Raw genomic sequence first — 23,844 nt, 5'->3', positions numbered from 1 at the left:
GAAGGGCCACGCCCGGAGCAAGGCCACGCGCGCGCGGCCGCGCCTGAGCGCGCACGGACCCGCGCCGTGCGAGCCTGGGCCATGCCCCTTCCCCTGTACGGCGTGGCCGTCGGCACGTTCCAGGACTTCTCCCGCGACCCCTCGCACGACTTCGGCCAGTGGTACCACGGCCATCTGACCCTGACGACGCCGTCCGGCGCCTTCGAGGCCGCCCTCGACGTGGACGCGCCCGGCAGCGTCGGCGTCTCCTACCGGCTGGTGGACGGCCTGCACCGCTCCGATCTGGGCCCCCTCCCGGAGCTGCCCGACGGCTTCCAGCGGCTCGACTCCTCACCCGCCTCCGGTGCGCTGGACTACGCCCGCAGTCCGCTGCTGCGCGACCCCGACTGGCTGCGCACCCTCAGGGGGCTGGTGCTGCGGGTGGTCGCGCTGCTGCAGAAGCAGCCCGTCGGCGCGCCGGCGTTCGGCCCGACCGTGGCCGACCGGCTGGTGGCGCTGCTCCACAAGCTGCCGAACCGCCCCGTCGCGGTGCACCCGTGGGTGGCCAGCGACGGCGACAACGCGCTCGACGTACTGGAGCCCCTGGTCCGCTCCGCCGAGCGGATCTACGTCTTCGGCCAGCGCTTCACCACCGGCCTCGGCGTCCACGACGTGCACCTCAACCAGGGCGATCCGCTGGGCAGTCAGTGGTACGACACCGACGGCACCTGGCAGGACGGCGCCGTCGTCTGCGAGTTCGCGGACGGGCGGGTGGTCGTCTGGCAGATCAGGTTCAACACCCAGAGCCTGAACACCGACGGCACCGGGCACCCGCTCTGACCGACCGGCGGCACCCGCCGCCCGGCCGTCCGCCCCGCGTCGCGGGCCCGAAACCTTCGTGTGGGAGGATCCCGCCCGGATGATCGACATCGGGGGCGGTGGGGAACGTGCTGGTCTGGGTGGCGCGGGTGAGTGCGGTGGGCGCGTGGGCAGTCCTGTCCGTCGCGATCGGATGGGGGTTCGGCCTGGGCACCGGGACGCGCCAACCGCTCACCGCGCTCGACACCCTCGCCCGGATCGGCATAGCCCTGCTGTGGCTGCGGGTGGCAGCGCTGTGGGCGGCCAAGGCCGTCCGGATGTGGAGCCGGCGCGGGCGCAGCCGGGTCTCCCTGTCCAAGGACATCCGCCCGCTGCGGCTCCGGGTGCCGTCGACCCTCGACGCCGCGCCCTGGGTGCGGGTGCGCGTCGCCGCCGTCGTCCTGCTGCTGCCGTTCGCGGCCGCGCTCCCGGCCGCCCTGAGCGCGATGGACGGCGGCGCGGACGTGCGCGCGATCAAGAACGCGGGCGCGGTGCTGTCCACCGCGACGGTGGTCGGGGTGACGGACGCCGAAGCGGTCGAGGACCCGGACGGCATGGTGACGCACTACGACTCCGATCTGGAGCTCGCCCTCCCCGACGGTGTCAGGATCACCGCCCGGGGCGCCGACACCACCGGGGAACCCCGCACCGACGACCGGGTGCAGGTCCTGTGGGCCCCGTCGGCACCCCGGCTGAACCCCATGGTGCGTACCTCGGACCTCTCCCCGTACGTCGACACCGGCACCACCATCGGCGGCATGCGCCTCTTCCTGCTGCTGTTCTTCGGCCTCTTCTTCGCGTGCTTCGTGGCGCCGCTGTCCGTCGCGGCGGAGGCGGACCAGTTGCACTCTCTGGCCTGGCGCCCCCTCGCCCAGACCACCGTCCCGGTCCTCGCCACCTTCCTGTTCCTGTGGATCCGCCCGCTGCTAACCGGCGTCGGCCTCGGCGGCCCCGAGTCGGTCCTGCCCGCCGTCTACGGCGGCTTCGCGATCCCGCTGCTCTTCCTCTACATCGGCCTGGGCCTCCGGGCGCTGTTCGACTGATCCGCTCCGACCCTCACCCGGCCATCGCCCGGGCGGCATCCGCCAGGGAGAGACGAGGCCGCACCTCGCACCTGCCGCCCCAAACGCACGATCACCCGGGTATCTGCCGGGCAATACGGGTATCTCTCCGCCCGAGCCGCGCCGAGCGGAACCGAAGGGAGTCCCTGTGAGCAGACCCGTCGCACCCGCCGCACCGACCGTGCCCGCCGCACCGGCCGTCGTGCGGTTCCACGGCCGGCTGGACCGGCCACTCGAACTGACGGTCGCCCAGCTGCGCGCCCGGCGGGCCCATCGGGTCGAGGTGAGCTTCGACTGCCTGAGCGAGGGCGAGCAGAACCACTCCTTCGAGGGGCCGAAACTGTGGGACGTGGTGCGTGAGGCCCGACCGCGGGTCGACCTCCGCGGCCGCAAGCAGCGCCTGCGCCACCTGCTGACCGTCACGGGGGCGGACGGCCACTGCGCGGTCCTGTCCTGGGCCGAGATCGACCCGGAGTTCGGCGGCCAGCAGATCCTGCTCGCCACCAGCGTCGACGGCACCCCGCTGGACGCCTCCGGCCCGCAGCTCGTGGTGCCCGCCGACCACTGCGGGGCGCGCTACATCAGCGCCGTCACCGAGATCTGGGTCGGCGCCGCCGGACGGTGACCGGCCCGGGGCGCTTCTGCCAGGTGATCACCTCGGCCGGGCTCGCAGCTGCGACGGGGCCCGCGCGGCGGCGGCGAATTCGCTCTAGGGTCAGGCATACCCGCAGGTGGAAGCCCTGCTCCCAGCGATCGTACGAGGTCAGCAGTCATGAGCCTGAGCATCCGCAACCAGATCCCCGGCACCGTCACCTCCGTCACCGCGGGCGAGGCGATGGCCACGGTGAGGGCCCGGCTGGACGGCGGCCAGGAGGTCACCGCGGCCGTCACCGTCGACGCCGTCAAGGACCTCGGCCTCGCCGAGGACAGCGCGGTCCACGCGATGGTGAAGTCGACGGACGTCTCCCTCGCCACCGGCCCGGTCACCGGGCTGAGCATCCGCAACCGGATCCCCGGCACCGTGACCGGGATCGCGGCCGGGGCGGCCATGGCCACCGTGAGGGTCGCCGTCGAGGGCGGCGGCGTCCTCACCGCTGCCGTGACCCGGGACGCCGTGGACGATCTGGGCCTGACCACCGGCTCCGCCGTGACCGCGCTGATCAAGGCCACCGAGCTGTCCCTCGCCACCGCCTGACCCGCACGACGACGGGGCCCCGGGAGCGTCGTCCGCTCCCGGGGCCCCTTGCGTCGCGGGTCTCGGCGCGACGTCGGTTCGACGTCAGCGCGACGTCAGCTCGGCATCAACGGCCCTGGAGGGACTTCGCGTTGTCGCCGAAGCTCCAGCCCTTCGAGCCGTCCCAGTTGATCGACCAGGTCATGAGACCCTTCAGCGCGCCGCCGAAGGCGCCCCAGGACTGGCTGACCAGACCCGGCGCCATGTAGCCGCCGCCCGCGCCGGGCTGGGCCGGCAGACCGGGCACCTGCTTGTCGTAGGGCACCTTGATAGTGGTGCCCTGGATGGTCAGGCCGTTGTTCAGGCACTCGGTCTGCTTGGTGAAGCCCTGGACCGTACCGGCCTGGTAGGAGTCACCGGAGCAGCCGTACATGCTGCCGTTGTAGTACTGCATGTTCAGCCACCACAGGCGGCCGTTGTCCACGTACTTCTTGATGATCGGCAGGTAGGCGCCCCAGATCGAGCCGTAGGTGACGCTGCCGCCGGTGACGTACGCGGTCTCGGGAGCCATCGTCAGACCGAAGCCCGCGGGCATCTGGGCGAGGACGCCGTCGATGATGCGGATCAGGTTCGACTGGGAGGCGGACAGGGTGCCGATGCTGCCGCTGCCGGAGAGGCCGGTCTCGATGTCGATGTCGATGCCGTCGAAGTTGTACTTCTTCAGGATCGGGACGACGGTCGCGACGAACTTGTCGGCGACGGTGCTGGAGCCGAGGTCGATGCCCGCGGCGGCGCCGCCGATCGACATCAGCAGCGTCGCCCCGGCCGCCTTGGCCTGGCACATCTCGGCGGGGGTGGACACCTTGACGCCGGCGTCCATGCCGTCCTGCCACAGGACCGTGCCGTCGGAGAGGATCACCGGGAAGGCGGCGTTGATGACGTTGTAGCCGTGCGCGGCGATGCGGCTGTCCGTGATGGGCACCCAGCCCATGCCCGGGTGCACGCCGTTGGAGGCGCCGTCCCAGTTCTCCCAGTAGCCCTGGAGGACCTTGCCGGCGGGACGGGGCTTCGTCGGGCAGGTGTCACCGGTCGGCGGGGTGGTCGGCGGCGTGGTGGGGGGCGTCGTCGGCGGGGTGGTCGGCGGCGTCGTGGGCGGAGTGGTGGGGGGCGTGGTCGGCGGAGTGGTGGGAGGCGTCGTCGGCGGGGTGGTCGGCGGGGTGGTGGTGCCGCCGGGGCCGCTGAGCACCACGTCGTCCGCGTAGTACGCGGGCTGCCCGTACCAGCCGTGCAGGTAGATCGTGACCGAGGTGGTGCTCGGCCCGGTGCTGAAGCCGACGCTGAGCTGGCTGTAGGAGGCGCTGCTCGGCGTCCAGGTGGACTGGGTGCCGCCCAGGCCGGTGCCGGTGGCGCCCAGGTAGATGTAGCTGCCCTGGACGAACGCGCTCAGGGTGTACTGCGAGTTGGGCTGCACGCTGACGGTCTGGGTGCACTGGCCGCTGTCCGAGCCGGCCGGCGTGGCCTTGAGCGCGGAGGAGCCGGAGTGCACCGGGCTGCCGACGACCGCGCCGGAGCCACCGGTACAGGTCCAGTCGGAGAGCCCGTTCTCGAAACCGGGGTTGGCCAGCAGGTTGGGGACCGCCGCTCCGGCGGTGACGTTGCCGGCCACGACCAGGCCGGCCCCGATCACGGCGGCGGCGCTGACCAGCGCGAGGGAGCGGTTCACCGCACTCGGTCCGGACCGGACGGCGGCGCCGGTCCGGTACGTCCGGGCGGCGCGTTCCAGGGTGGCCCGGGGCTGCGGATCCGGGGTGCGCGACCTTCGACGGAACATGCTGTGCTCCCTTCCCGCCGAGCGCCAGGGACATGACCGACGCGTGGGGGCGTGACGCCCGGCTCTGGGTGAGGTGGGGGGACATGTGGGGCTGTGCCGGTCCGGATCGTAGGAGGGGTGGCCGGGAACGTCAATAGGTCTGGACCAATTGCGAGGGTCTGGACCAATTCGGAACGCCGTCCGCAGCGCCGCCACGGCCCCTCAGGTCCTGCGCAACTCCGGTGCCGGGACGCCGATCAGCAGCCGTCGCACGGCGTCCCAGGCCGCACGCAGGGCGGCCGCGCAGGCTCGGGTGTCGGAGCCCAGCAGTCGCAGCCAGGCCCCGCTGTCCTGCGGGAGCACACTGGCGCCGTGGAACAGGCCCCACGCCTCCGGCAGTGCGGCCAGGGCCTCGTGCAGCACGTCCGCGATCCGGCCGGCCGGGGCGAGCGGGCTCAGCACGTAGAGACTGGCCATCACGTCGTGCCCGGCCAGCACGGCCGGCCCGGCAACCCCGCCCCCGGGGCCCCCCGGCTCCAGCCGCACGGTGTCCAGAGCGACCAGTTCGCCGTCCGGACGCCGGACTTCGAGATCGGACGCGAACACCCGGTAGGCGTTGCGCTCGCCCCGCGCCAGACGGCCGGCCAGGACGGTCTCCCCCGCCAGTACCGTCGCGCCCCGGTCCACGGTCAGGACCGTACGCTGGTGGAAGCGGGAACCGGCGAAGGGGATCACCGGCTCGGGCAGGTACTCCGCGTAGGCCCCGGGTCCGGCCTCCAGATGGAACATCTGCGTCGCGTAGTCGAAGTCCATCCGGTGGACCTTGGTGGCGGCCTGGGTGGTGAGGTGCACCGCCGTACCGGCCCCGCAGCGCACGTCGGTCCGCAGCCGGTCGGCCTGGAGGACGCCGCCGCCGGTGGACATCAGGAAGGTGACGGCGAGGTCCGGCCGGGCCGGGTCGAAGTACAGCGGGCGCATGATCTGCAACGGCGATCTCTGGTAGTGACCGGTGAGTTCGGTGCGTCCACCGATCCGCTCGAAGGCCAGCTCCAGCAGCCCCACCTTGCCGGGGCGCCCGACCCCGAGGGTGTCGGGCGCTCCCGCGTGCCGGCGGACCTCGTACGGGACACGGTCCGGCTCGTAGTGCCGGGGGTCGAGGCGCGGGACAGCGCGCGACGCGCCGGGAATCGGCACTGCGGGACCGGCCGTGGGTCGGACCGCGGGAGCCGTCACGCCGGGACCTTCCGGAAGGTCTCCAGGAAGGCCGCGATCCCCGCCAGCCCCTCCCCCGTCAGGCAGTTGGTGAGCGCCACCGGCCCGCCGCCGCGCACCCGGTGGGCGTCGGACTCCATCACCCCGAGGTCGGCGCGGACGTACGGGGCGAGGTCCGTCTTGTTGATCACCAGCAGGTCCGACTCGGTGATGCCCGGACCGCGCTTGCGGGGCATCTTCTCGCCCTCCGCGGTGTCGAGGACGAAGAGGAACAGATCGACCAGCACCGGGCTGAAGGTCAGGGTGAGGTTGTCGCCGCCGGACTCGAACAGCAGGGTGTCGACGTCGGGGAAGCGCTCCAGCATCTCGGCGGCGGCGGCCAGGTTCATCGTCGGGTCGTCCCGGACGGCGGTGTGCGGGCAGGCGCCGGTCTCCACGCCGACCACCCGCTCCGGGTCCAGCACGCCGGCCAGGGTGCGCCGAACGTGCTGGGCGTCCTCCTGGGTGTAGATGTCGTTGGTGATGACGGCAGGGCGGTGGCCGTGCGCGATCAGCACCGGGACGAGCGCCTCGATCAGCGCCGTCTTGCCGGAGCCGACAGGTCCGCCGACACCCACCCGGAGCACGTTCTCGGTCATGCTGTCTGCTCTCCTCTACTGCCTCGGTACGAAGGGGTTCAGCTCACGAACAACCGGGCCTCGGCCCGCTCGTGCCGCCCGGACATCACGTCCGCGACCGGCACGCAGCCGCCCAGGTCGGCCGCCTCCCGGACCAGGGCGGCCGCCACCACCTCCCGGATCACGGGCGCCACGGACCGCAGCACCACCTGGGCCCGGCGGTGGTCGGTCAGCCGCAGTCGCAGCGCGGCGCCGACGAAGCTCGCGCAGAAGGCGAACAGGTCGCCGGTGACGGCCTGTTCGACAGGAACGGCGGCCGAGGCGTAGGCGACCCCGGCCGCCACCGCCTGGCACCCGGGAGCCTGCTTGGCGGCCACCAGTGCGGCGTACCGCTCCAGTGGCTCACCGCCCACCGCCTCCCGTGCGACTTCGAGGAGTTGGCGTCCGGTCCGGGTCGCGGCCAGCCGCAGTTCGCGGTTGAGCTTGGTGGCGTGCAGCCGCTGGTCGGTCCCGGCCAGCAGCTGCCAGTCGCCGGCCGAGGCGGCCCGGTGGGCCAGCACCAGTGCCGTCGCGTCGGAGGGTCCGACACCGTGCCGCAGCAGGTCGGCGAGCAGCTCGGGCACGGTCTCCGGAGTGACCGCCCCGGCCTGGGCGTAGCCCTCCAGACCGTGCGAGAGGGTGTAGAAGCCGCTGGGGAACGCGGAGTCGGTCAGCTGGAAGCCGACCAGCAGGGCGTCCAGGCCGGCCTCCGTCGACGGGGCCGCGAGCGGGGCGGTGCTCACGCGAGGTAGAAGAGGTGGTTGAGCGGCAGTTCGCGGGCGGGCTCGATGGTGGCGGGCTCGCCGTCCAGGGTGACCCGGTAGGTCTCCGGGTCGACCGCGATCTTCGGCAGCGCGTCGTTGCGCACCATGTGCTCCTTGCCCACCGAGCGGCACCGCCGCACCGGCAGCACCCGGCTGTCCAGCCCGAGCCGGGCCGGGACTCCGAGGTCGACGGCGGCCTGGGACATGAACGAGACCCTGGTGGCCTGCCTGGCCCGCCCGAACGCGCCGAACATGGGCCGGTAGTAGACCGGTTGGGGGGTGGGCAGGGAGGCGTTCGGGTCTCCCATCAACGCCCAGTTGATCACCCCGCCCTTGATCACCAACTTGGGCTTGGCGGCGAAGGAGTTGATCGGCCAGAGCACGATGTCGGCGAGTTTGCCCGGCTCCAGCGAGCCGATGTGGTCGGCGGTGCCGGAGGCGACGGCCGGATTGACGGTGAGCTTGGCGAGGTAGCGCAGCACCCTCAGGTTGTCGTTGCGCTCGCTGTCGCCGGCCAGCTTTCCGCGCTGCTCCTTGCAGTGGTGGGCGGTCTGGAAGGCGCGGGTGAAGGTCTCGCCGATCCGACCCATCGCCTGCGAGTCGGAGGAGAGGATGGAGATGACGCCCTCGTCGTGCAGCACCGTCTCGGCGGCGATGGTCTCGGCCCGCACCCGGGAGTCGGCGAAGGAGACGTCCTCGGGGACGTCGTGGCTGAGGTGGTGGCAGACCATCACCATGTCCAGCAGTTCGTCCACCGAGTTGACGGTGTAGGGCAGGGTCGGATTGGTCGAGGAGGGCAGGACGTAGGGCTCCCCGGCGATCCGCATGATGTCCGGGGCGTGGCCGCCGCCGGCGCCCTCGGTGTGAAAGGTGTGGATGGTGCGGCCGTCGATCGCGGAAAGGGTGTCCTCGTAGTAGCCGGACTCGTTCAGGGTGTCGGTGTGGATCGCGACCTGGACGTCGTACTCGTCGGCGACGCCCAGCGCGCTGTCGATCGCGGCCGGGGTGCTCCCCCAGTCCTCGTGCACCTTGAGCCCGCACACGCCGGCCTCTACCTGCTCGCGCAGCGCGCCGGGCAGCGAGCCGTTCCCCTTCCCCAGCAGACCGACGTTGACCGGCAGGTCCTCGACGGCCTGGTACATCCGGCCGATGTTCCACGGCCCCGGGGTGCACGTGGTTCCGTTGGTGCCGTCGGAGGGGCCGGTGCCCCCGCCGATCAGTGTGGTGATGCCGTTGCTCAGCGCCTCCCGCGCCTGCTGCGGGGCGATGAAGTGGATGTGGGTGTCGATGCCGCCCGCGGTGGCGATCAGGTGCTCACCGGAGATCACCTCGGTACCGGGGCCGATCACCAGCTTCGGGTGCACACCGCTCTGGGTGTGCGGGTTGCCCGCCTTGCCGACGGCCGCGATGAAGCCGTCCTTGACCCCGATGTCGCCCTTCACGACACCGAGCACGGCGTCCAGCACGACCACGTTGGTGATGACCAGGTCCAGCGCGCCATGCAGGGAGGTGGCGGCCGGGTCCTGGGCCATGCCGTCACGGATGCCCTTGCCGCCGCCGTAGACGGCCTCGTCCCCGTAGTGGCCCCGGTTGTGGTCCTGCTCGACCTCGACCAGCAGGTTGGTGTCGGCCAGGTGGAAGCGGTCGCCGACGGTCGGACCGAACAGGTCGGTGTACTGCTTGCGGGGGAGGATGGCCATCAGTGGTCGCCTTTCCTGGGGGTGTCCGTCTCCTGGGGGGCTTCCGGGCGGAAGCCCCGGCCCTCCGGACCGTCCAGGACCTCCGGAGCCCCGACGGGTTCGAGGTGGGTGCCCTTGAAGCCGCGGGCCATCGCCCGGTCGAGCGCCCGGGCCCGGGTGGCGGCCGCGGCGGTGCCGCCGTCCACGAGGTTGCTGAAGCCCACCAGCCGCCGGTGACCGCCGAATTCGGCGAGCACGACGTCCTTGGTGTCGCCCGGTTCGAAGCGGACGGCGGTACCGGCCGGAATGTCGAGGTGCTTGCCGTAGGCGGCGTTGCGGTCGAAGCGGAGCGCGCGGTTCACCTCGAAGAAGTGGTAGTGCGAACCGACCTGGATCGCACGGTCGCCGGTGTTGCTGACCGTGACGGTGGCCTTGGCGCGGCCGGCGTTGATCTCGACCGGGTCGTCGCCGTACAGATATGCGGTGCCGCCGGACATGGCTGGTCTGCCTCTCTGCCGGTTCAGTGGGGGACGGGGGCGGGCGCGTGGTGGTGGGACCGGGAGTGGGCGTGGGCGTGCGGGTGGGGATGCCGGGGCCCGCCCGGTTCGTGGGTGTGCGCGTACCCGTGTCCGTGCTCGGCGTCGAGACCGGCCGCGATGCCGTCCTCCCCGTGCCCGAGCAGGTGCAGCGCCGCCGCGGTCCGGGCCGCCACCACGGCGGCGACGGCGGCGGGCCGCAGCAGCGGGCCGCCGTCCCGGAGCCGCGGTGGGGCGGTGGCGCCGAACGGCGACCCGAAGGACGCCGCGACGGCCGTCACCTCCCCGGCGCCCAGCAGGCGGCAGCGCTCGGCGCCCTCCACCAGGTCGGGGTCGCCGCCGGCGAAGGCCACCTCCACCCAGCGGTGCCGTCCGAACTGGCGGACCAGCCGGGCGATCCGGAACAGTTCGGCGTCGTCGAAGGGACCGGCCGCAGGTGCGGTGACCAGCAGGGCGCCGGCCGGGGCGACGGCGGCCGCGGCGCGCAGCCAGCCGACCAGGTGCTCGGCGCCGAAGGGAGCGGTCAGGGCGAGCCGCCCCCGCCCCTCCGGCCCGGCGGCCAGCCAGCGCAGGGCCCGGGCGCTGTCGGCCACCAGGCCCGGATCCCGGCCGAGCGTCATCGGGACGACGCAGACCGGCCCTTCACCCGCGGCCAGCGCGGACCGTACGGCCTCGGCGAGCGGCCGGCCGGCCGGGGCGGCGGCGAACGCCGCGGCGCGCTCCCGCACGCCGGCGCCTTCCACCAGGGCCGTCAAGTCCCTTCCGCCGTGGCTCTCGTGCCCGCCGGCGAGCACCACGGTGGGCGGAGCGGACCGAGGTCGCGCCACGGGTCAGGCACCCACGGGGTCGTGGCAGGAGACCAGTTTGGTCCCGTCCAGGAACGCGGCCTCCACCTGGAGGAGCGGGAGCATCTCGCGCACGCCCGGCATGACGTCGGCGCCGCCGACGGCCTGCTTGCCGATCTCGGTGCACTCCGCGACGGTGCGACCGTCCCGCGCACCCTCCATGACCGCCTCGCTGATCAGGGCGCAGGTCTCGCTGTAGTTCAGCTTGACGCCACGGTCGCGGCGTTTGCGGGCCAGATCGGCCACGACGTAGATGTAGAGCTTGTCCATCTCACGCGGCGAGAGATTCACGGGAGTCACTCTTCCTTTCCGAGGATCCGATGAAATGCATGGGAGTTGGACGGTGGAGCGGACGGGGCCGGGCACGCGCGCCGACCGACGGCCCGTCAGTCCCAACGCGATCGGGGAACGGTCGGTCACGGTCGACGGTGTGCACCTGCGGCGATGCCTCCGGACCTCCGGAACCGTACTCCCGCGTCCTGCGGATGTCCGCCCGTACGGGGAGTTGTGTCAAATCCACGAAGCGTGACCATCGGAGCCCTGGTCTGCAACATTCTGTTGAATTCAAGGTCACCGGAGGCGCTGACGTGAGAATTTCTTTGCGAAGTTTTACCGACGGATGACGAAGCCGGGAATCCGTCCACGTCGGCCGATCCGTCATAAATTCCACCCACCGCGACAATTCGGGCCCGCACCGGTGATCCCGGCCCGCGGACCCGCCGATGATCACGAGCGACCGACCCGCCGACGCTCCGCACGGACGGCAAACCGCTCCCCGTGGCGACCATCCGAACGAGTGATTCCGGCAACGGGCACCCCTCGGGCGGCGGCCGGGGCCCCGCCCCGGCCGCTCCCGTCCGGCAGCGGCCGGGGCGAACCCCGCGACGCCTGCGGACGTGCTCGAAAAGTCCCCGTTCGACCCGGGCTCGCCCGGAGGGAAACCCGCTTGAACGACGCGCTCGAACAGCACCATCATCGGACCCCGACCCGCCCATGACGGATCCGCCAACTCGACTTCCAGGCAGCCGAGTTGCGCGAATCTGCGCTGGCCGGACCAGGTACTCCCACCGTCCCCGCACCGCTCCGCGTCTGGAGGCCCCGTGGCCTGTCACCCCACCCCGGCGACCCACCTGCCACCCGCACCCCCGCCCGCCCCGACGACCCCGCCCGCCCCGACGGCCGTCGCCGCCCCGACGACCCCCGCAGCGCGGACGGAGGCCAACGCTTGAACACCACGACCGCACCGGCCGGAGCCTCCGACGAGGAACTCCAGTGGCTCGCCGACGGGCGCCGCATCGAGGCGATCGAGGCGATCAGCGTCAGCGCGATGGCCCGCCGGCTGCCCGCGCTCGTCGTCCGCGCCTTCCGCCTCGGCTGGCGCATCGACCGCCGCTCCGTCGCCCTGCTCCTCAGCTGCCAGGCCGTCTCCGCCGTCCTCGGCGCGGCCGGCCTGTTCGCGACCACCGGGACCATCTCGGCCCTGTTCGGCCCCGGCCAGGTCGGTGCCAAACTCACCCACGCCGCACCGTCGATCATGGTGATCGCGGCGGCGGCCGGCGCCCGGTCCCTGCTCGGCATCACCGTCCAGTCCATCACCATCCACCTCTCGCCCCGCATCTCCCGCGAGGCCGAGGCGGCGGTGCTGCGCGCCACCGTGGCGGCCGAGCTGACCGCCTACGACCACGCCGGCTACAACGACGAACTGGAGGCCGCCGACCGGGGCGCCGAGGTCTGCGTGGACATCGTCGGCGAGGCGCAGAACCTGCTCGCCTCCCTCGCCTCCCTCCTCGGCGCGGCCGGCGTGCTGACCGTGCTCCACCCCGCGCTGCTCCCCCTGCTGGTCCTGGCGGCGCTGCCGCAGGGGATCGCCTCCGTGCACGCCGCCCGGGTGCAGTTCCTGGCCAACCGGGCCGCGATCGGCGACCGCCGGATCATGGCCAACCTGCGCTGGTACATCCACCTCAAGCGCAACGCCGACCAGGTCCGCTCCGACACCATGGGCGAGTTCCTGCTCGGCAAGTACGACCACGTCGGACGGCGGCTGGACGCCAACTCCCGGCAGGCGGCGCGGCGCAGCGCCCGGGTGTCGGTGGTCGGCGCCGCCGCCTCCGGGCTCGGGACGGCCCTCGTCTGGGCGGCGATGCTGTGGCTGGTCAGCACCGGCCGGATGAGCCTGCCGCGCGGCGGCGCCGCGGTGTTCGCGCTGGCCGCCGTCGGCACCAGCCTGCGCGGCATCGTCGGCTACGGCGCCGACCTGTTCCGCACCGGCATGTACCTGGACGACTGGTCGAACTTCCTCGACACCGCCGGCGGCCACCGGCCCGATCGCGGCGGCGGAACGCCCGAAGCGCCGGAGCGGATCGCGGTGGAGGACCTCAGCTACGGCTACCCGGCCGCCGACCGCAAGGCGCTGGACGGGGTGAGCCTGCACGTCGAGCGCGGCGAGATCCTCGCCCTGGTCGGCGAGAACGGCTCCGGCAAGACCACCCTCTCCAAGCTCCTGGCCGGCCTCTACCTCCCCGACTCCGGCGCGGTGCGGTGGGACGGCCGGGACACCCGCGACCTCGACCCGCACGCCCTGTGGCGCCAGGTCGCCGTGGTGCCGCAGGACTACGCGCGCTGGCCCGTCACCTGCCGCGAGAACATCACCCTGGGCCAGCCCACCCCCGAGGGCGACGCGGCGGTGCTGCGCGCCGCGGACGCCTCCGGCGCGTCCGACGTCGTGGCCAAGCTCCGCCGGGGGCTGTCCACCCTGCTGGCGGTGGAGTGGATGGGCGGCGAGGAACTCTCCGGCGGCCAGTGGCAGCGGCTGGCCATCGCCCGGGCCTTCCACCGCGAGGCCGGGCTGCTCGTCCTGGACGAGCCCACCGCCGCCCTCGACCCGCGCGCCGAGCACCGGATCTTCCAGAACCTGCGGGCCGTCGCCCGCGAGCGGGCGGTCGTCCTGGTGACCCACCGACTCACCAACGTGGCCGTCGCCGACCGGATCGTGGTGCTGGAGGACGGCCGGGTCCTCCAGGAGGGGACCTTCGCCGAACTGGTCGCCGACGGGGCCGGGCGGTTCCGGGAGCTGTGGGACCTGCAGAACGAACGCAGCGGTCTGCCGACCCAACGGACCGGGTCGCTCCGGGAGTCCGGAGGGACCGGGCAGCCCGGGGGGAGCGCGGAGGCCGGAGGGGCTGGGCGGCCCGGAGGGAGCGGGGAGGGCGCGGAGGCCGACTGACGGGCCCGCCGGGCCGGGGCGGCGGGGCCCGCCGCCCCGGCCCGGCGGGGGTTCAGCCGGACTTGGCGGCGAGTACGAACTCGGTGATCAGGGCCGGGTCCTTGACCCCGCGCCGGATCTCGACGCCGCTGGAGACGTCCACGCCCCACGGGTTCGCGGCCGCGACGGCCTCGCGGACGTTCGCCGGGCTGAGGCCGCCCGCCAGCAGCCACCTGCCGGCCGGTGGGCGGGCGCCGAGTTCGGCCCAGTCCCACGGCTCCCCCGCGCCCGGCACCGGTGCGTCGAGCAGCAGCAGGTCCTCGCCGAAGTCCCCGCAGTCCGCGCCGGCCGCCCTCGCCGCCGAGGTGGCCCGGACCAGCGGCAGGCCCAGGTCGGACAGCTCGGCGAAGGCGCTCGCCGGGTGGTTGCCGTGCAGCTGCACCGCCCGGACCCCGGCCGCGCGCACCACCGCGCGCACATGGGCGGCCGGCTCCTCCCGGAACACGGCCACCGTCAGTACCTCCTCGGGTACCGCCGCCACCAACTCCCGTACCAGTTCCGGCTCCACCCGACGCGGGCTCTCGGTCAGCACGAAGCCCACCGCGTCGGCGCCGGCCGCGACGGCCGCGGCCACATCCACAGCGGTGCTCAGACCGCAGATCTTCACAAACATGTTCCCGGGTACTCCCCACTGGACGGCCTGACCAGCGTAGTACCGGCGGCGGGGCGGGAGCGCCGGGTCAGGTGCGGCGAGGGTCCGGCTGCGGCCGTCGGGGCGATTGGTCCGGATGCCGCGTGCGGGTGCGGACCGACGGGCGGGCGGCAACGGTGGGGGGATGGACACCGTTGTCGTACTGGAATCTGACACCCCGACCGATCCCGGGGGCCCGGTGCGCCGCGCGCACGCCGCCCCCGCGGAGGCTTCCGGAGTCTGCGGACCCCGTACCCTGTGCGGGCTGGACACCTCCGAGATGACCCTCGCCCCGCACCGGTCCGGTCTGGACCAACCGGGCTGGCACACCTGCGGCGTGTGCCGGAGCAGCGGGGAGGAGGCCGGGGCCGGCCGCTACCCGGCGAGCAGCTCCGCCTCCTGACACCCCCGCCCACCGGAAGATCTTCAGCACCCGCCGGTGAGACGCCGTCACTTCGGCGGGTGAGAACCGAAAGATTTCCTGCCCCCGGCCATCCCGTCCTCGACAGCACGCTTTTCGGCGGCGCGCTCCTCGACGGCAGCCCTCCCGCTGGTTCCCCGCCGCCGGCTCAGCCGCCAGACCAGCTCCGCACCGGTCCCGACCGGGCGGCGACGGTCCTCGGTGAAGCCGAGCCGGGCCGCGACGGCGCCGCTGGCGTGGTTGGCCGGGTCGTGGGAGATCTCGACGTGCTCCACGCCGGGGAACCGGAAGGCTTCGGCGACCAGGGCCCCCGCGGCCCGGGTCGCCACACCGCGCCCGGTGGCCGCCGGGTGCAGCCAGTAGCCGATCTCCATGACCTCGCCCGGACCGTCCTCCCGCCGGAACAGCTGGCAGGCGCCGACGATCGCCCCTCCGAGCACGACCGCGAAGGTGTAGTCCCGGCCCGCCTCCCACCCCTCCTGGCGCCGCGCCAGGAATTCGGCGGTCCGGGCCGGGCTGTGCTCGTCGACCCACGCCATGAACGGCCGGAGGTGCCCCCGCGCGCCCTCGATCACCTCGAACAGCTCCACGCCGTCCCGCTCGGGGTCGAAACGGCGGAGGGTCAGGTCGTCCAGCTCGATCACCCGCGGCGGCATGTCCATGGGCAAGGATCACCCCCGATCGCCGTCGAGGGCAAGGGAATTCGACGTGTGGGCCGATCGCCCCCGGGGAGGGGAGGGTCGCCGACCGGGTGGTTTCCGGGGCGGCCCCGAAGCCCCCGCGCGACCCGCTCGTTCTCACCGTGATGCGACTGCTGCTGACCTCCGACACCCATCTGCCGACCCGGGCCCGCGCCCTGCCCGCGCCGCTGCTCGACGCCCTCGACGAGGCCGACGTCGTGTTCCACGCCGGCGACTGGGTCGACACCGCCACCCTCGACCTGTTCCTGGCCCGGTCCGAGCGGCTGGTCGCCGTACACGGGAACAACGACGGGGCGGCGCTGCGCGAGCGGCTGCCCGAGATCGCCCGGGTGCGGCTCCAGGGCGTCCGCTTCGCGGTCGTGCACGAGACCGGCCCCGCCCGGGCGCGGGAGGAACGCTGCGAGGCCCGGTTCCCCGACACCGACGTGCTGGTCTTCGGACACAGCCACATCCCCTGGGACAGCCTCGCGCCGGGCGGCCTGCGCCTGCTCAACCCGGGCTCGCCGACCGACCGGCGCAGCCAGCCCTTCGCCACCTACCTCACCGCCCGGCTGGACGACGAACAGCTGACCGAGGTGCGGCTGCACCGCCTGCCGCCCCGCCGCTGAGCCACCGCCGGGGCCGGGGCCGGACGGCGCACCGTGCCGCCGCACCACCCGGCGCGCGGCCCGCGGGCGTTCAGGCGGAGAGGCGCAGGGTGGTGCCCGGCGCGGTCCGGTAGGCGTCGCGGTAGTGCGCGGCGAAGCGCCCGGGATGGGCGAAGCCCCACCGCATCGCGATCTCGGTCACCGTGGCGCTGCGGGGGTCCGCCGCGAGCAGTTCGCGGTGCGCGGCGGCCAGCCGGACCCGCCGCAGGAAGGCCAGCGGCGTCGTGTCCAGATGGCGGCGGAAGGCGTACTGGAGGGCCCGCGGGGTGACGTACGCGGCCTCGGCGATCTGCGCGAGACCGATGTCCCGGTCGGCGTTGGCCTCGATGAAGGCGACCGCCCGGCGCACGGTGCCGGGGGTGGCGTCGGCGCCGTCGGCCGGGCGGCCGGTGTCGCGGGTGCTGTTGGGCAGGGCGCCGAGGGTCACGGCCGCCAGGTGCCTGGCCGCGGTGCCGACCAGGAGTTCGCTCTCGCAGGCCGCCGGGTCGTCGAGGACGTGGTCCCGGATGTAGGCGATGGCGGACGCGAGCCGGCGGTTCGCGGCCCCGTCGACCGGCCGTACGCCGGTCAGGCGCGGCGGGCGGGTGCCGGGACCGGTGGGGGCGACGGCCTCCAGCAGCGCGGTGTCGAGCAGGGCGATGGTGTAGCGGGCGGCCCGGACCTCGCCCCGGTAGGGCTGGTCCGGCTGGGCGAGGAGGAAGGTCTCGTCGGGCCCGAACACCTCCTCGCGGCCGTCGGTGAGGTCGGCCAGGGTGCCGCTGTGCATGCTGATCAGGCACACCCGGCCCAGGTCGGCCGCGTCGTAGGCCATGGTGTAGCCGAAGTCGAGCCGGTCCATCGCCAACGGCCCGGCCGCACGGCGGCTGATCCGCACCCGGGCGTCCTGGACGGGCCCGCCGATCCTCATCGGCGTGTACGCGGACGACAAGAACTCCTCCGTCTCGCCCACGTTCGCGCTCTCGAACGACAACAACTCCACCCGCACCGCCCACTGCTCGTCCTGTGCTCTCCCTCCGAGCGTACCCGGGTGCCCCGTTCCGAAAGCCGCACGCCCGGTGGGAGGTGGGGGCCGCTTCGTTCCCGGGCCGTCCCCGCCGCCGGGCCTTCGTCCACGGGGCTGTGCGCGGAGCCGCGGGCCTGCACCGTTGGGACGGTGTGGCCTTCTTCCCGCTCCGTGTCGGCCCGCTCCCCGCGTACCGCCCTCCCCTTCCTCCGCGCGCCCGACGAGAGGCACGACATGCCACCGCACAACACCTACCGACCGTTGCCGGCCGAGGCGGGCATGTGCGCGCAGATCGCGTACCTCACCGCGGAGGCCGAGCGCCAGCTGAGCCGGGGTCTGTGGGACCCGGCCGAGGAGGACGCGGCGCTGGCCCGCAAGACCGCGAGCGGACTCGCGGAGGCCGTCGGCGAGGCGGGGCCGCAGGAGCGGCTGCCGGTCATCGACCGCCTGGAGCACCTGCGCGAGGCCCTCGCCGTCCTCGCCATCGGCCTCGCCCGCATCCACGGCCCGCTCGCCTGGTACCTGGCCCAGGCCGCGACCGCGCTCTCCCCCGTGCTGCGCTGGCGCGCGCTGCCCGCCGGCCGGCAGTCGTCCTTCGGCACCGTCGTCCCCTCGGCCACCGAACTCGCCGACGCCGAGCTGGCGGTGCGCCGGCTGGAGGCCGCGCTCACCCGCGCCGCCGCCGGCACCGGGATCGGCGCCACGTCGGACTCCGTACCCGGCACCGGTACCACGTCGGACCCCGTCACCGCGGCGGGCTCCGGCAGCACCGCGCGCACCGCGGCCACCGGCCCCGACGGGTACTCGGGCCGCTCCGACGCCTGACACCTCGTGGCGGACGACCCCCGCCCCGGCGGACCTGCCGGGGCGGGGGTCGTGACCGCCGGTCCGTGCGCGTCGCGCGGGCGGTGCGCACGGGTCCGGCGAATCAAGTGGATTGACGGTGCGTCAGCCTCCGGCCCGGCCGGCGGGCGCCGAGAATCAGCCCGTCGCGCCCGGGAGCGCCGGAAGCTTGGGCAGGCCCGCCAGGTCGGGCGCCGGCAGGGCGGTCCCGCCGAGAACGGTCGCGGCGACGAGGTTGACGGTGTCCTTGACGACCTGCTCGGCCGGGGCGGCGGGCACCGCCGCCGGGGCCGGGACCGGGGCGGCGAGGCCCCCGGCGGGGGACGCGGCAGCGGCCGGGGCCGCCAGCTGGTCCACCGACTTCCTCAGGTTCGCGGCAGCGGTCGCGACCAGGTCGGTGGGGGCGTCCTGCGCACGCACCGCCGGAACCCCGCCCGGCAGTTCGGCCGGGGCTCCGACCGGCGGGGTGACGGGCAGTCCGGGGGCCGCGACCGGGGCCGCCGGGGCGGCCGCGGTCAGCGCGGCCTGCAGTTTGTCGATCGCGGCGCCGACCGCGCCGCGCAGCCGGGTCGCGTCGGCCTCGGGCACCTTGCCGTCGGACGACTTCGCGGCCAGTGCCACCAGTTCGGTGGCCGGCTGCGTCACCCCGGCGAGCGCGCCGAGGACCCCGGCCTGCTGGGCCGCGGTGTCGAGACCGGGCGCCGCGGCGGGCCGGGCCATGCCGGGCGCGCCCGTCAGGAGGGTCAGCCCGAGGGCGGCGGGGACGGCGAGGGCGGCGAGACGGGCGACACGGGTCTGGGCACTGCGCATGGAAGAGCTCCGATCGGAGACGAGGTCCGGGTCACGGACCGTGGGGTCTGACATCTCCACCGAGCCCCGGGCCGACGGCCCGCGCAACCCCGGCCGCCCGGGAAGAGCGGTGACACGCCATCACGCCGCGCCGCGACACCCGCTCCGACCTGCGACGATGCCCTTCACCCTTTCGGTCCCGACCCGAATGACGCCCCCTCGGCCCGGGCGCCACCCGAACGGATCCGCCGGACGGTCAGGGCGCGAACAGCGCCCGCCCCACCCAGTCCCCCGGTTCCGCGCCGCCGGGCACCGCGAACACGGCCGAGGACTCGTGCACCACGTACCGCGACAGCGCGTCGGTCCTGGCGAGGCGCCGTTGCACGGGTACGAAGGCGTTCCGGGGGTCGGTCTGCCAGGCGACGAAGAGCGTCCCGGCGTCGGGCGCGCCGTCCGGGCGCAGGCCGTCGAAGTACGACCAGCTGCGGCGCAGCATGGTCGCACCCCCGTTGGACGCGGGTGCCGCGAGCCGGATGTGGGCGTTGGCCGCGATCGTCGGCACGCCGTCGGGGCGGGCGGCGCCGAGGTCGGCCGGGGTGCGCTCGGTGCCGCCGGTGAGCGGGGCCCCGTCGGCGACGCGGCGGCCGACGGCCTGTTCCCGGTGCTCCAGTGGCAGGCCCTCCCAGTGGTCCAGCAGCATCCGGACGCGTCGGACGACCGCGTACGACCCGCCCGCGAGCCAGGCCGGAGCGTCCGCTCCGGAAAGGAGGATCCGGGACCGCTGCGCCGGGTCGGCGAGGTCCGGGTTCCCGGTGCCGTCGAGCTGGCCCATCAGGTTGCGGTCGGTGGCGGGGCCCGGCGCGCGGGTGAAGCCCGCCATCAGCCACCGGGTGGCGGCGGTCCCGCGGGCCAGCCGCCGGACGGTCCGCAGGGCCTGGACCACGACGAGCGGGTCGTCGGCGGCGATCTGGACGAAGAGGTCCCCGCCGCCGCGGGCCGGGTCGAGCTCGTCCCCGGGGAAGGCCGGCAGCGGCGCGAGTGCCGGGGGACGGGCGGCGGTCAGGCCGAGCCGGTCGAACAGGGTGCTCCCGAAGCCGAAGGTGACCGTCAGCGAGGCGGGGTCGCCGGCCGGCGCGGCGTCGCCCGGGTCCGGCCGCCCCCGGCCCAGGCGCTCGGCGGCGGCGCTCCAGGCGCGCAGCAGGTCGGCCGCGCGACGGCGGTCGGCGTCCGGGAGCAGGTCGAGGGCGAGCAGCTGGACACTCGACTGACGTGGCGTCAGAATTCCGGCCTGGTGCGGTCCGTGGAACGGCACCGAGGCCCCGGGCCCCGGCCGGACCACCGGGACGGCCGGGACGGGTGCGCCGCTCCGGCCCAGGGCGAGCGCCCCGCCGCCGACGAGCGCCGCGAGTCCGCCCGCCCCCAGCAGCCTGCGCCGGAGCACCGCCGGGGTGGCCGCCCCGTCCACCGCTCGGGCGGCGGACTCAGCGGCCACCGTCGACCACCTGGTCCACGGTGCCGACCCAGAGCCGGTCGAGCTCGGAGACGTAGCGCCCGCCCTTGGTGTCCTGCGGGACCACCAGGCTCGGACCGGCGTTGTCGTCGAGCGGTACGCCGTCCTGCGAAACCGCCACCAGCACCTGCGACTTGGCGAACCCCGGGTCGAGCTCGGCCCAGCCGAACACCGCGCGGTAGTCGCCGCCGCCGGTCGCCGCCACCACGCCGCGCAGGGCACCGTTCTTCCTGCTCGCGTCGAAACGCGGCGCGGCCGCGGTGAGCACGGTGTGCAGCGGCACGCCGTCGAAGCTGTGCGTCTGCTGCCCCTTGGCACTGGTGTAGGTGACCGTGACGGAGGTCTGCGGCATCCCACGCAGGTCGGCCAGGGTGAGGGTGTACGGCTTGTCCACCTCTCCCCCGACCCGCACCTCCCCCGGCTTCAGCGGCACGGCCGGGGCCGAGGCCGTGGTGCTCGTGCCCGGGACGCTGCTCGTGCCCGTGACCGCTCCGGCGGGCGTGACGCTGCCCGTCGGCGTGCCCGGCGACGCGGCACAGCCGGTGGCGCACAGGGCGAGGACGAGGGCCGGGCCCAGCAGGGCCCGGCGGGCCGAACGGGCGGGACGGGCGGGGCGGGTGGCGCGGGCGGGGCGGTGGATCACGGGGTTCGGGTTCCTCTCGGACGTGCGCGGCCGCCGGCACCGGGAGGGAGGAGTCCCGCACGCATCCGGCGCCCTCGGCGGATCGACCCCCGTATTGCACCAACGCCGCCCGGCGGGAACGACTGGATCGGCACACCGGCCGGAACCGTCCGTACTGGACGATCACCCAGGTCGCACGTGCGGGGCGGCCCCGTCCCGGAGGAACGGGGCCGCCCCGGCCCGGACGGTGTCAGTAGCAGTACGAGAACATGTCCGCGGTGCTGTAACTGCCGTTGGAGAAGTTCCACGTCGGCGTCTCGCCGGAGCACGAGTGGCCGTAGGCGGTGAAGTTCCAGTTGCCCTTGTAGAGGCGGGTGTTGGAAACCCCGGTAACCGGGATGAAACCGGCGTCGAACCAGTACGTGCCGGCGTTCGCGATCGGCCGGTTGCTGTTCACCGCGTAGGTCGAGCTGGACTTCACGGTGACCTGGCCGTTGCTCCAGTTGTTGACGTAGTTGGTGTTCCAGAGGTTGACCTCGGTGTAGGCACCGCGGCAGTCCCAGCCGAGGTAGAACTTACCGATCGTCTGCGAGCCCACCGAGATGTTCTGGATCGGGCCGAGCACCTGGCCGCCGGCGGGACAACTCGCCGCCGCGGCCTGGGCGGAACCGGCTCCGACCATGACGGACGAGAGCCCGGCCACGACCATCACGACCGCCGCCGAGGCCGCGCGCGCACGGGTACCGATTCGCATGATTTCCCCCTGGAAAGTCGTCGGGGCGGCTCGTGCCCCCCCGTTGGCGCGGCCCACTCTTCCACCGGCATTACGCATGGTCCAGACCTGCCTACGGAAAGTCTCGGCAAAGAGCGGCACCCGGACACTCCGGGCACAGCGCCGCCAACCGGAAAATCCGCCCTTCGGCGGGACCGGGAGATACCGGCCGGACCCGTCGGCGGAATTGTGCCGATTTCCGGCTCCGAAATCCGGAATGCGCCCCGGCCTTTCCTCCGGCCCACCGTCGGACGTTATGACCGGAAGGTGGCCCGGTACTCCGTCGGGGAGGTGCCGAGGTGGCGGTGGAAGGCCGCGCGGAAGGCCGCGGGACTGCCCAGGCCGCTGAGGCGGGCGACCTGTTCGACCGGGGTCGGGGTCGTCTCCAGGAGTTCGCGGGCCCGGTCGAGGCGGGCGGCGGTCAGCCAGGCCATCGGGGAGCTGTCCGTCTCCTGCCGGAAGCGGCGGATGAACGTCCGGCGGGACATGTGCGCGCGCCGGGCGAGTTCGTCGACGCTCTGCCGCAGCGCGAGGTTGTCGAGCATCCAGGAACGCACCGCCGCGAGCTCGTCCCCGCGCGCGGCGGGCCGGAGGCGTTCGACGAACTGGGCCTGGCCGCCGGAGCGTTGGGGTGGAGTGACGAGCGACCGGGCGCGGGAGTTGGCGGCGGCGGCACCCCGGTCCCGCCGGATGACGTGCAGACAGAGGTCGACCCCCGCGGTCACCCCGGCCGAGGTGAGGACGTCGCCGTCGTCGACGAAGAGCCGGTCCGGCCGGACGTCGACCCGCGGGTAGCGGCGACGCAACGCGGCGGCGTCGCGCCAGTGGGTGGTCGCGGGGCGGCCGTCCAGCAGCCCGGCGGCCGCCAGGGCGAACGCGCCGGTGCAGATCGACACCAGTCGCGCTCCGCGCGCGTGCGCCGCGCGGAGCGCCGCCAGCACCGTGCCGGACACCGGCGCTTCCGGGTCCTGGTAGCCCGGGACGACGACGGTGTCGGCGTCCCGCAGCGCCTCCAGCCCGGCCGAGGTGGTGAGGCTGACCCCGTCGCCGAGGACCGGTCCGGCCGACGGGTCGGTGCAGACGGTGACCCGGTAGTGCGGGTCCGGCCCGAAGGTCTGCACCGGAATGCCGAGGTCGAGCAGCAGGACGCCCGGCAGGGCCAGCACCGCGATCCGGTGGGCTTCCGGCGGCGGTTCGATCATGGCACGATCCTAGCGCTGATCGGCACCCGTGCCACTGTGGCGGTCCGGCTCCGGATCCCTAACCTGCGGACATGGCATCCTTCTCGCTCGACCTGCCGACCGGCCCGCTGGCCGAGGCCGTCCTCGCCACCGCGCGGACCTCCGAGAGCCCCGCGCTGGTCAACCACAGCGTGCGCAGCTTCCTGTTCGCCGAACTCCTCGCCGCCCACGAGGGCTGCCTGGACGACGCCGCCTACGACCGCGACCTGCTGTTCGCCGCCACCGTCCTGCACGACCTGGGCGCGGGCGAACTCGCCGAGGGGGAGGCCCGGTTCGAGGTGGAGGGCGCGGACCTGGCGGCCGACCTGCTGCGCCGCCACCACGTCCCGGAGGCGGACGTCGACCGGGTGTGGGAGGCGATCGCCCTGCACACCTCGCCCGGCATCGCCGAGCGCCGCGGGCTGCTCTGCCACCTCACCCGCGAGGGCGTCGGCGCGGACTTCGGGCGCAACGCGGAACTCGTCGCCGCCTGGGCGCCGCGGATCCACGCGGTCCACCCCCGTCTGGACATGGTCCGCACCCTCGTGGACGCGATCGTGGAACGCGCCGCCCGGTCCGAGGCCGCCGCTCCCCGCTACTCCCTCGGCGGCGAGCTGCTCCGCGAACGCCGCGCCGACGGCGTGACCTCGCTGGAGCGCGCCGCCGCGTCCTGCCCCTGGGACGAGTAGGCGCGACAGCCGCGCCGTCCCGTCCCGGGGCGAACCGGGGCGGGGCGGTCGACCGGATCGGACAGCACCGGCGCGGAGATTTCGGTTATCGCACGGGCGGGCGGCGGTCTCCTGATCAGGTGCCGGGTCCGGAACCCCTGGCCACGGACCCGGCACCCGC

Annotated in this window: 24 protein-coding genes and 2 pseudogenes; 9 read left to right on the top strand and 17 right to left on the bottom strand. The window is 74.2% G+C overall.

Features of this window, described 5'->3' with window-relative positions:
- Positions 1-81 precede the first annotated feature (81 nt).
- From ACIQ9P_RS36410 to ACIQ9P_RS36395, 4 genes are all read left to right on the top strand, one after another.
- On the top strand, positions 82-819 hold the full coding sequence (locus ACIQ9P_RS36410; protein WP_402365965.1) for a DUF2278 family protein: 738 nt from the start codon (positions 82-84) through the stop codon (positions 817-819).
- 98 nt (positions 820-917) lie between these two features.
- Complete coding sequence (locus ACIQ9P_RS36405; protein ID WP_402365963.1) at positions 918-1,880, top strand: hypothetical protein; 963 nt, start codon at positions 918-920, stop codon at positions 1,878-1,880.
- A gap of 166 nt (positions 1,881-2,046) precedes the next feature.
- Positions 2,047-2,523, top strand: coding sequence for a molybdopterin-dependent oxidoreductase (locus ACIQ9P_RS36400; protein ID WP_402365961.1), 477 nt, complete (start codon positions 2,047-2,049; stop codon positions 2,521-2,523).
- 147 nt (positions 2,524-2,670) lie between these two features.
- Positions 2,671-3,093 carry a molybdopterin-binding protein gene (locus ACIQ9P_RS36395; protein WP_402365959.1) on the top strand — a complete coding sequence of 141 codons (423 nt, stop codon included), beginning with the start codon at positions 2,671-2,673 and terminating at the stop codon, positions 3,091-3,093.
- A 106-nt stretch (positions 3,094-3,199) separates the two neighbouring features.
- Here ACIQ9P_RS36395 and ACIQ9P_RS36390 read toward each other — a convergent pair.
- The 9 genes and pseudogenes from ACIQ9P_RS36390 to ACIQ9P_RS36350 form a co-directional block, all read right to left on the bottom strand.
- Positions 3,200-4,159 (bottom strand): annotated as a pseudogene (locus ACIQ9P_RS36390) (chitinase); the annotation flags it as partial.
- A gap of 204 nt (positions 4,160-4,363) precedes the next feature.
- Positions 4,364-4,903, bottom strand: a pseudogene (locus tag ACIQ9P_RS36385) (carbohydrate binding domain-containing protein); the annotation flags it as partial.
- A gap of 201 nt (positions 4,904-5,104) precedes the next feature.
- Positions 5,105-6,076, bottom strand: a complete 972-nt coding sequence (locus ACIQ9P_RS36380; RefSeq protein WP_402365957.1) for an urease accessory protein UreD — start codon at positions 6,074-6,076, stop codon at positions 5,105-5,107.
- A gap of 35 nt (positions 6,077-6,111) precedes the next feature.
- Positions 6,112-6,732: an urease accessory protein UreG gene (ureG, locus tag ACIQ9P_RS36375; protein WP_402365955.1), complete on the bottom strand. Its 621-nt coding sequence runs from the start codon at positions 6,730-6,732 to the stop codon at positions 6,112-6,114.
- A 38-nt stretch (positions 6,733-6,770) separates the two neighbouring features.
- On the bottom strand, positions 6,771-7,493 hold the full coding sequence (locus ACIQ9P_RS36370) for an urease accessory protein UreF (RefSeq protein ID WP_402365954.1): 723 nt from the start codon (positions 7,491-7,493) through the stop codon (positions 6,771-6,773).
- Positions 7,490-9,214: an urease subunit alpha gene (gene ureC / locus ACIQ9P_RS36365; protein WP_360010123.1), complete on the bottom strand. Its 1,725-nt coding sequence runs from the start codon at positions 9,212-9,214 to the stop codon at positions 7,490-7,492. The genes ACIQ9P_RS36370 and ureC overlap by 4 nt, the downstream gene beginning before the upstream one ends.
- Entirely contained in the window at positions 9,214-9,690 is a 477-nt protein-coding gene (locus tag ACIQ9P_RS36360) for an urease subunit beta (protein WP_402365952.1), read from the bottom strand. The genes ureC and ACIQ9P_RS36360 overlap by 1 nt, the downstream gene beginning before the upstream one ends.
- 23 nt (positions 9,691-9,713) lie before the next feature.
- Positions 9,714-10,556 (bottom strand): cobalamin biosynthesis protein CbiX, encoded by an 843-nt coding sequence (locus ACIQ9P_RS36355; RefSeq protein WP_402365950.1) that lies wholly within the window; start codon positions 10,554-10,556, stop codon positions 9,714-9,716.
- Positions 10,557-10,559: 3 nt separating this feature from the next.
- Positions 10,560-10,865: an urease subunit gamma gene (locus ACIQ9P_RS36350; protein ID WP_360010129.1), complete on the bottom strand. Its 306-nt coding sequence runs from the start codon at positions 10,863-10,865 to the stop codon at positions 10,560-10,562.
- 934 nt (positions 10,866-11,799) lie between these two features.
- Between ACIQ9P_RS36350 and ACIQ9P_RS36345 the strand changes: the two genes are divergently transcribed.
- Positions 11,800-13,797: an ABC transporter ATP-binding protein gene (locus ACIQ9P_RS36345; protein WP_402365947.1), complete on the top strand. Its 1,998-nt coding sequence runs from the start codon at positions 11,800-11,802 to the stop codon at positions 13,795-13,797.
- Between the two features lie 52 nt (positions 13,798-13,849).
- Here ACIQ9P_RS36345 and ACIQ9P_RS36340 read toward each other — a convergent pair whose 3' ends face one another.
- Complete coding sequence (locus ACIQ9P_RS36340) at positions 13,850-14,449, bottom strand: phosphoribosylanthranilate isomerase (RefSeq protein WP_402365945.1); 600 nt, start codon at positions 14,447-14,449, stop codon at positions 13,850-13,852.
- A gap of 163 nt (positions 14,450-14,612) precedes the next feature.
- Here ACIQ9P_RS36340 and ACIQ9P_RS36335 point away from each other — a divergent pair, with 163 nt between their 5' ends.
- Positions 14,613-14,870 (top strand): hypothetical protein, encoded by a 258-nt coding sequence (locus ACIQ9P_RS36335; protein ID WP_402365943.1) that lies wholly within the window; start codon positions 14,613-14,615, stop codon positions 14,868-14,870.
- A 47-nt stretch (positions 14,871-14,917) separates the two neighbouring features.
- Here the strand turns inward: ACIQ9P_RS36335 and ACIQ9P_RS36330 are convergent, their stop codons facing one another.
- Complete coding sequence (locus ACIQ9P_RS36330) at positions 14,918-15,550, bottom strand: GNAT family N-acetyltransferase (RefSeq protein ID WP_402365941.1); 633 nt, start codon at positions 15,548-15,550, stop codon at positions 14,918-14,920.
- Between the two features lie 143 nt (positions 15,551-15,693).
- Between ACIQ9P_RS36330 and ACIQ9P_RS36325 the strand changes: the two genes are divergently transcribed.
- Positions 15,694-16,197 (top strand): metallophosphoesterase family protein, encoded by a 504-nt coding sequence (locus tag ACIQ9P_RS36325; protein WP_402365990.1) that lies wholly within the window; start codon positions 15,694-15,696, stop codon positions 16,195-16,197.
- Between the two features lie 70 nt (positions 16,198-16,267).
- Here the strand turns inward: ACIQ9P_RS36325 and ACIQ9P_RS36320 are convergent, their stop codons facing one another.
- Positions 16,268-17,215, bottom strand: coding sequence for a helix-turn-helix transcriptional regulator (locus ACIQ9P_RS36320; RefSeq protein ID WP_402365939.1), 948 nt, complete (start codon positions 17,213-17,215; stop codon positions 16,268-16,270).
- Positions 17,216-17,473: 258 nt separating this feature from the next.
- Here ACIQ9P_RS36320 and ACIQ9P_RS36315 point away from each other — a divergent pair, with 258 nt between their 5' ends.
- Positions 17,474-18,064, top strand: coding sequence for a hypothetical protein (locus ACIQ9P_RS36315; protein WP_402365937.1), 591 nt, complete (start codon positions 17,474-17,476; stop codon positions 18,062-18,064).
- A 156-nt stretch (positions 18,065-18,220) separates the two neighbouring features.
- Here ACIQ9P_RS36315 and ACIQ9P_RS36310 read toward each other — a convergent pair whose 3' ends face one another.
- From ACIQ9P_RS36310 to ACIQ9P_RS36290, 5 genes are all read right to left on the bottom strand, one after another.
- Positions 18,221-18,892 carry a hypothetical protein gene (locus ACIQ9P_RS36310; RefSeq protein ID WP_402365935.1) on the bottom strand — a complete coding sequence of 224 codons (672 nt, stop codon included), beginning with the start codon at positions 18,890-18,892 and terminating at the stop codon, positions 18,221-18,223.
- A gap of 235 nt (positions 18,893-19,127) precedes the next feature.
- On the bottom strand, positions 19,128-20,363 hold the full coding sequence (locus tag ACIQ9P_RS36305; RefSeq protein WP_402365933.1) for a Dyp-type peroxidase: 1,236 nt from the start codon (positions 20,361-20,363) through the stop codon (positions 19,128-19,130).
- Complete coding sequence (locus ACIQ9P_RS36300) at positions 20,353-21,024, bottom strand: molybdopterin-dependent oxidoreductase (RefSeq protein WP_402365931.1); 672 nt, start codon at positions 21,022-21,024, stop codon at positions 20,353-20,355. The genes ACIQ9P_RS36305 and ACIQ9P_RS36300 overlap by 11 nt, the downstream gene beginning before the upstream one ends.
- Before the next feature lie 229 nt (positions 21,025-21,253).
- Complete coding sequence (locus tag ACIQ9P_RS36295) at positions 21,254-21,757, bottom strand: hypothetical protein (RefSeq protein WP_402365929.1); 504 nt, start codon at positions 21,755-21,757, stop codon at positions 21,254-21,256.
- Positions 21,758-22,029: 272 nt separating this feature from the next.
- Positions 22,030-22,977: a GlxA family transcriptional regulator gene (locus tag ACIQ9P_RS36290; protein WP_402365927.1), complete on the bottom strand. Its 948-nt coding sequence runs from the start codon at positions 22,975-22,977 to the stop codon at positions 22,030-22,032.
- Positions 22,978-23,048: 71 nt separating this feature from the next.
- On the opposite strand from ACIQ9P_RS36290, the gene ACIQ9P_RS36285 reads away from it, so the two are divergent.
- Positions 23,049-23,684 (top strand): HD domain-containing protein, encoded by a 636-nt coding sequence (locus ACIQ9P_RS36285; protein WP_402365925.1) that lies wholly within the window; start codon positions 23,049-23,051, stop codon positions 23,682-23,684.
- Positions 23,685-23,844 lie beyond the last annotated feature (160 nt).

The sequence above is a fragment of the Kitasatospora sp. NPDC094019 genome, assembly GCF_044764505.1.
Classification (GTDB): domain Bacteria; phylum Actinomycetota; class Actinomycetes; order Streptomycetales; family Streptomycetaceae; genus Kitasatospora.
This window is presented reverse-complemented; position numbering and strand designations above follow the sequence as displayed.

Coding starts and splice junctions, on each gene's coding strand:
- ACIQ9P_RS36410 (WP_402365965.1), top strand. CDS start 82: ATGCCCCTTCCCCTGTACGGCGTGGCCGTCGGCACGTTCCAGGACTTC.
- ACIQ9P_RS36395 (WP_402365959.1), top strand. CDS start 2,671: ATGAGCCTGAGCATCCGCAACCAGATCCCCGGCACCGTCACCTCCGTC.
- ureG (WP_402365955.1), bottom strand. CDS start 6,732: ATGACCGAGAACGTGCTCCGGGTGGGTGTCGGCGGACCTGTCGGCTCC.
- ureC (WP_360010123.1), bottom strand. CDS start 9,214: ATGGCCATCCTCCCCCGCAAGCAGTACACCGACCTGTTCGGTCCGACC.
- ACIQ9P_RS36360 (WP_402365952.1), bottom strand. CDS start 9,690: ATGTCCGGCGGCACCGCATATCTGTACGGCGACGACCCGGTCGAGATC.
- ACIQ9P_RS36340 (WP_402365945.1), bottom strand. CDS start 14,449: ATGTTTGTGAAGATCTGCGGTCTGAGCACCGCTGTGGATGTGGCCGCG.
- ACIQ9P_RS36335 (WP_402365943.1), top strand. CDS start 14,613: ATGGACACCGTTGTCGTACTGGAATCTGACACCCCGACCGATCCCGGG.
- ACIQ9P_RS36330 (WP_402365941.1), bottom strand. CDS start 15,550: ATGGACATGCCGCCGCGGGTGATCGAGCTGGACGACCTGACCCTCCGC.
- ACIQ9P_RS36325 (WP_402365990.1), top strand. CDS start 15,694: ATGCGACTGCTGCTGACCTCCGACACCCATCTGCCGACCCGGGCCCGC.
- ACIQ9P_RS36315 (WP_402365937.1), top strand. CDS start 17,474: ATGCCACCGCACAACACCTACCGACCGTTGCCGGCCGAGGCGGGCATG.
- ACIQ9P_RS36310 (WP_402365935.1), bottom strand. CDS start 18,892: ATGCGCAGTGCCCAGACCCGTGTCGCCCGTCTCGCCGCCCTCGCCGTC.
- ACIQ9P_RS36295 (WP_402365929.1), bottom strand. CDS start 21,757: ATGCGAATCGGTACCCGTGCGCGCGCGGCCTCGGCGGCGGTCGTGATG.
- ACIQ9P_RS36290 (WP_402365927.1), bottom strand. CDS start 22,977: ATGATCGAACCGCCGCCGGAAGCCCACCGGATCGCGGTGCTGGCCCTG.
- ACIQ9P_RS36285 (WP_402365925.1), top strand. CDS start 23,049: ATGGCATCCTTCTCGCTCGACCTGCCGACCGGCCCGCTGGCCGAGGCC.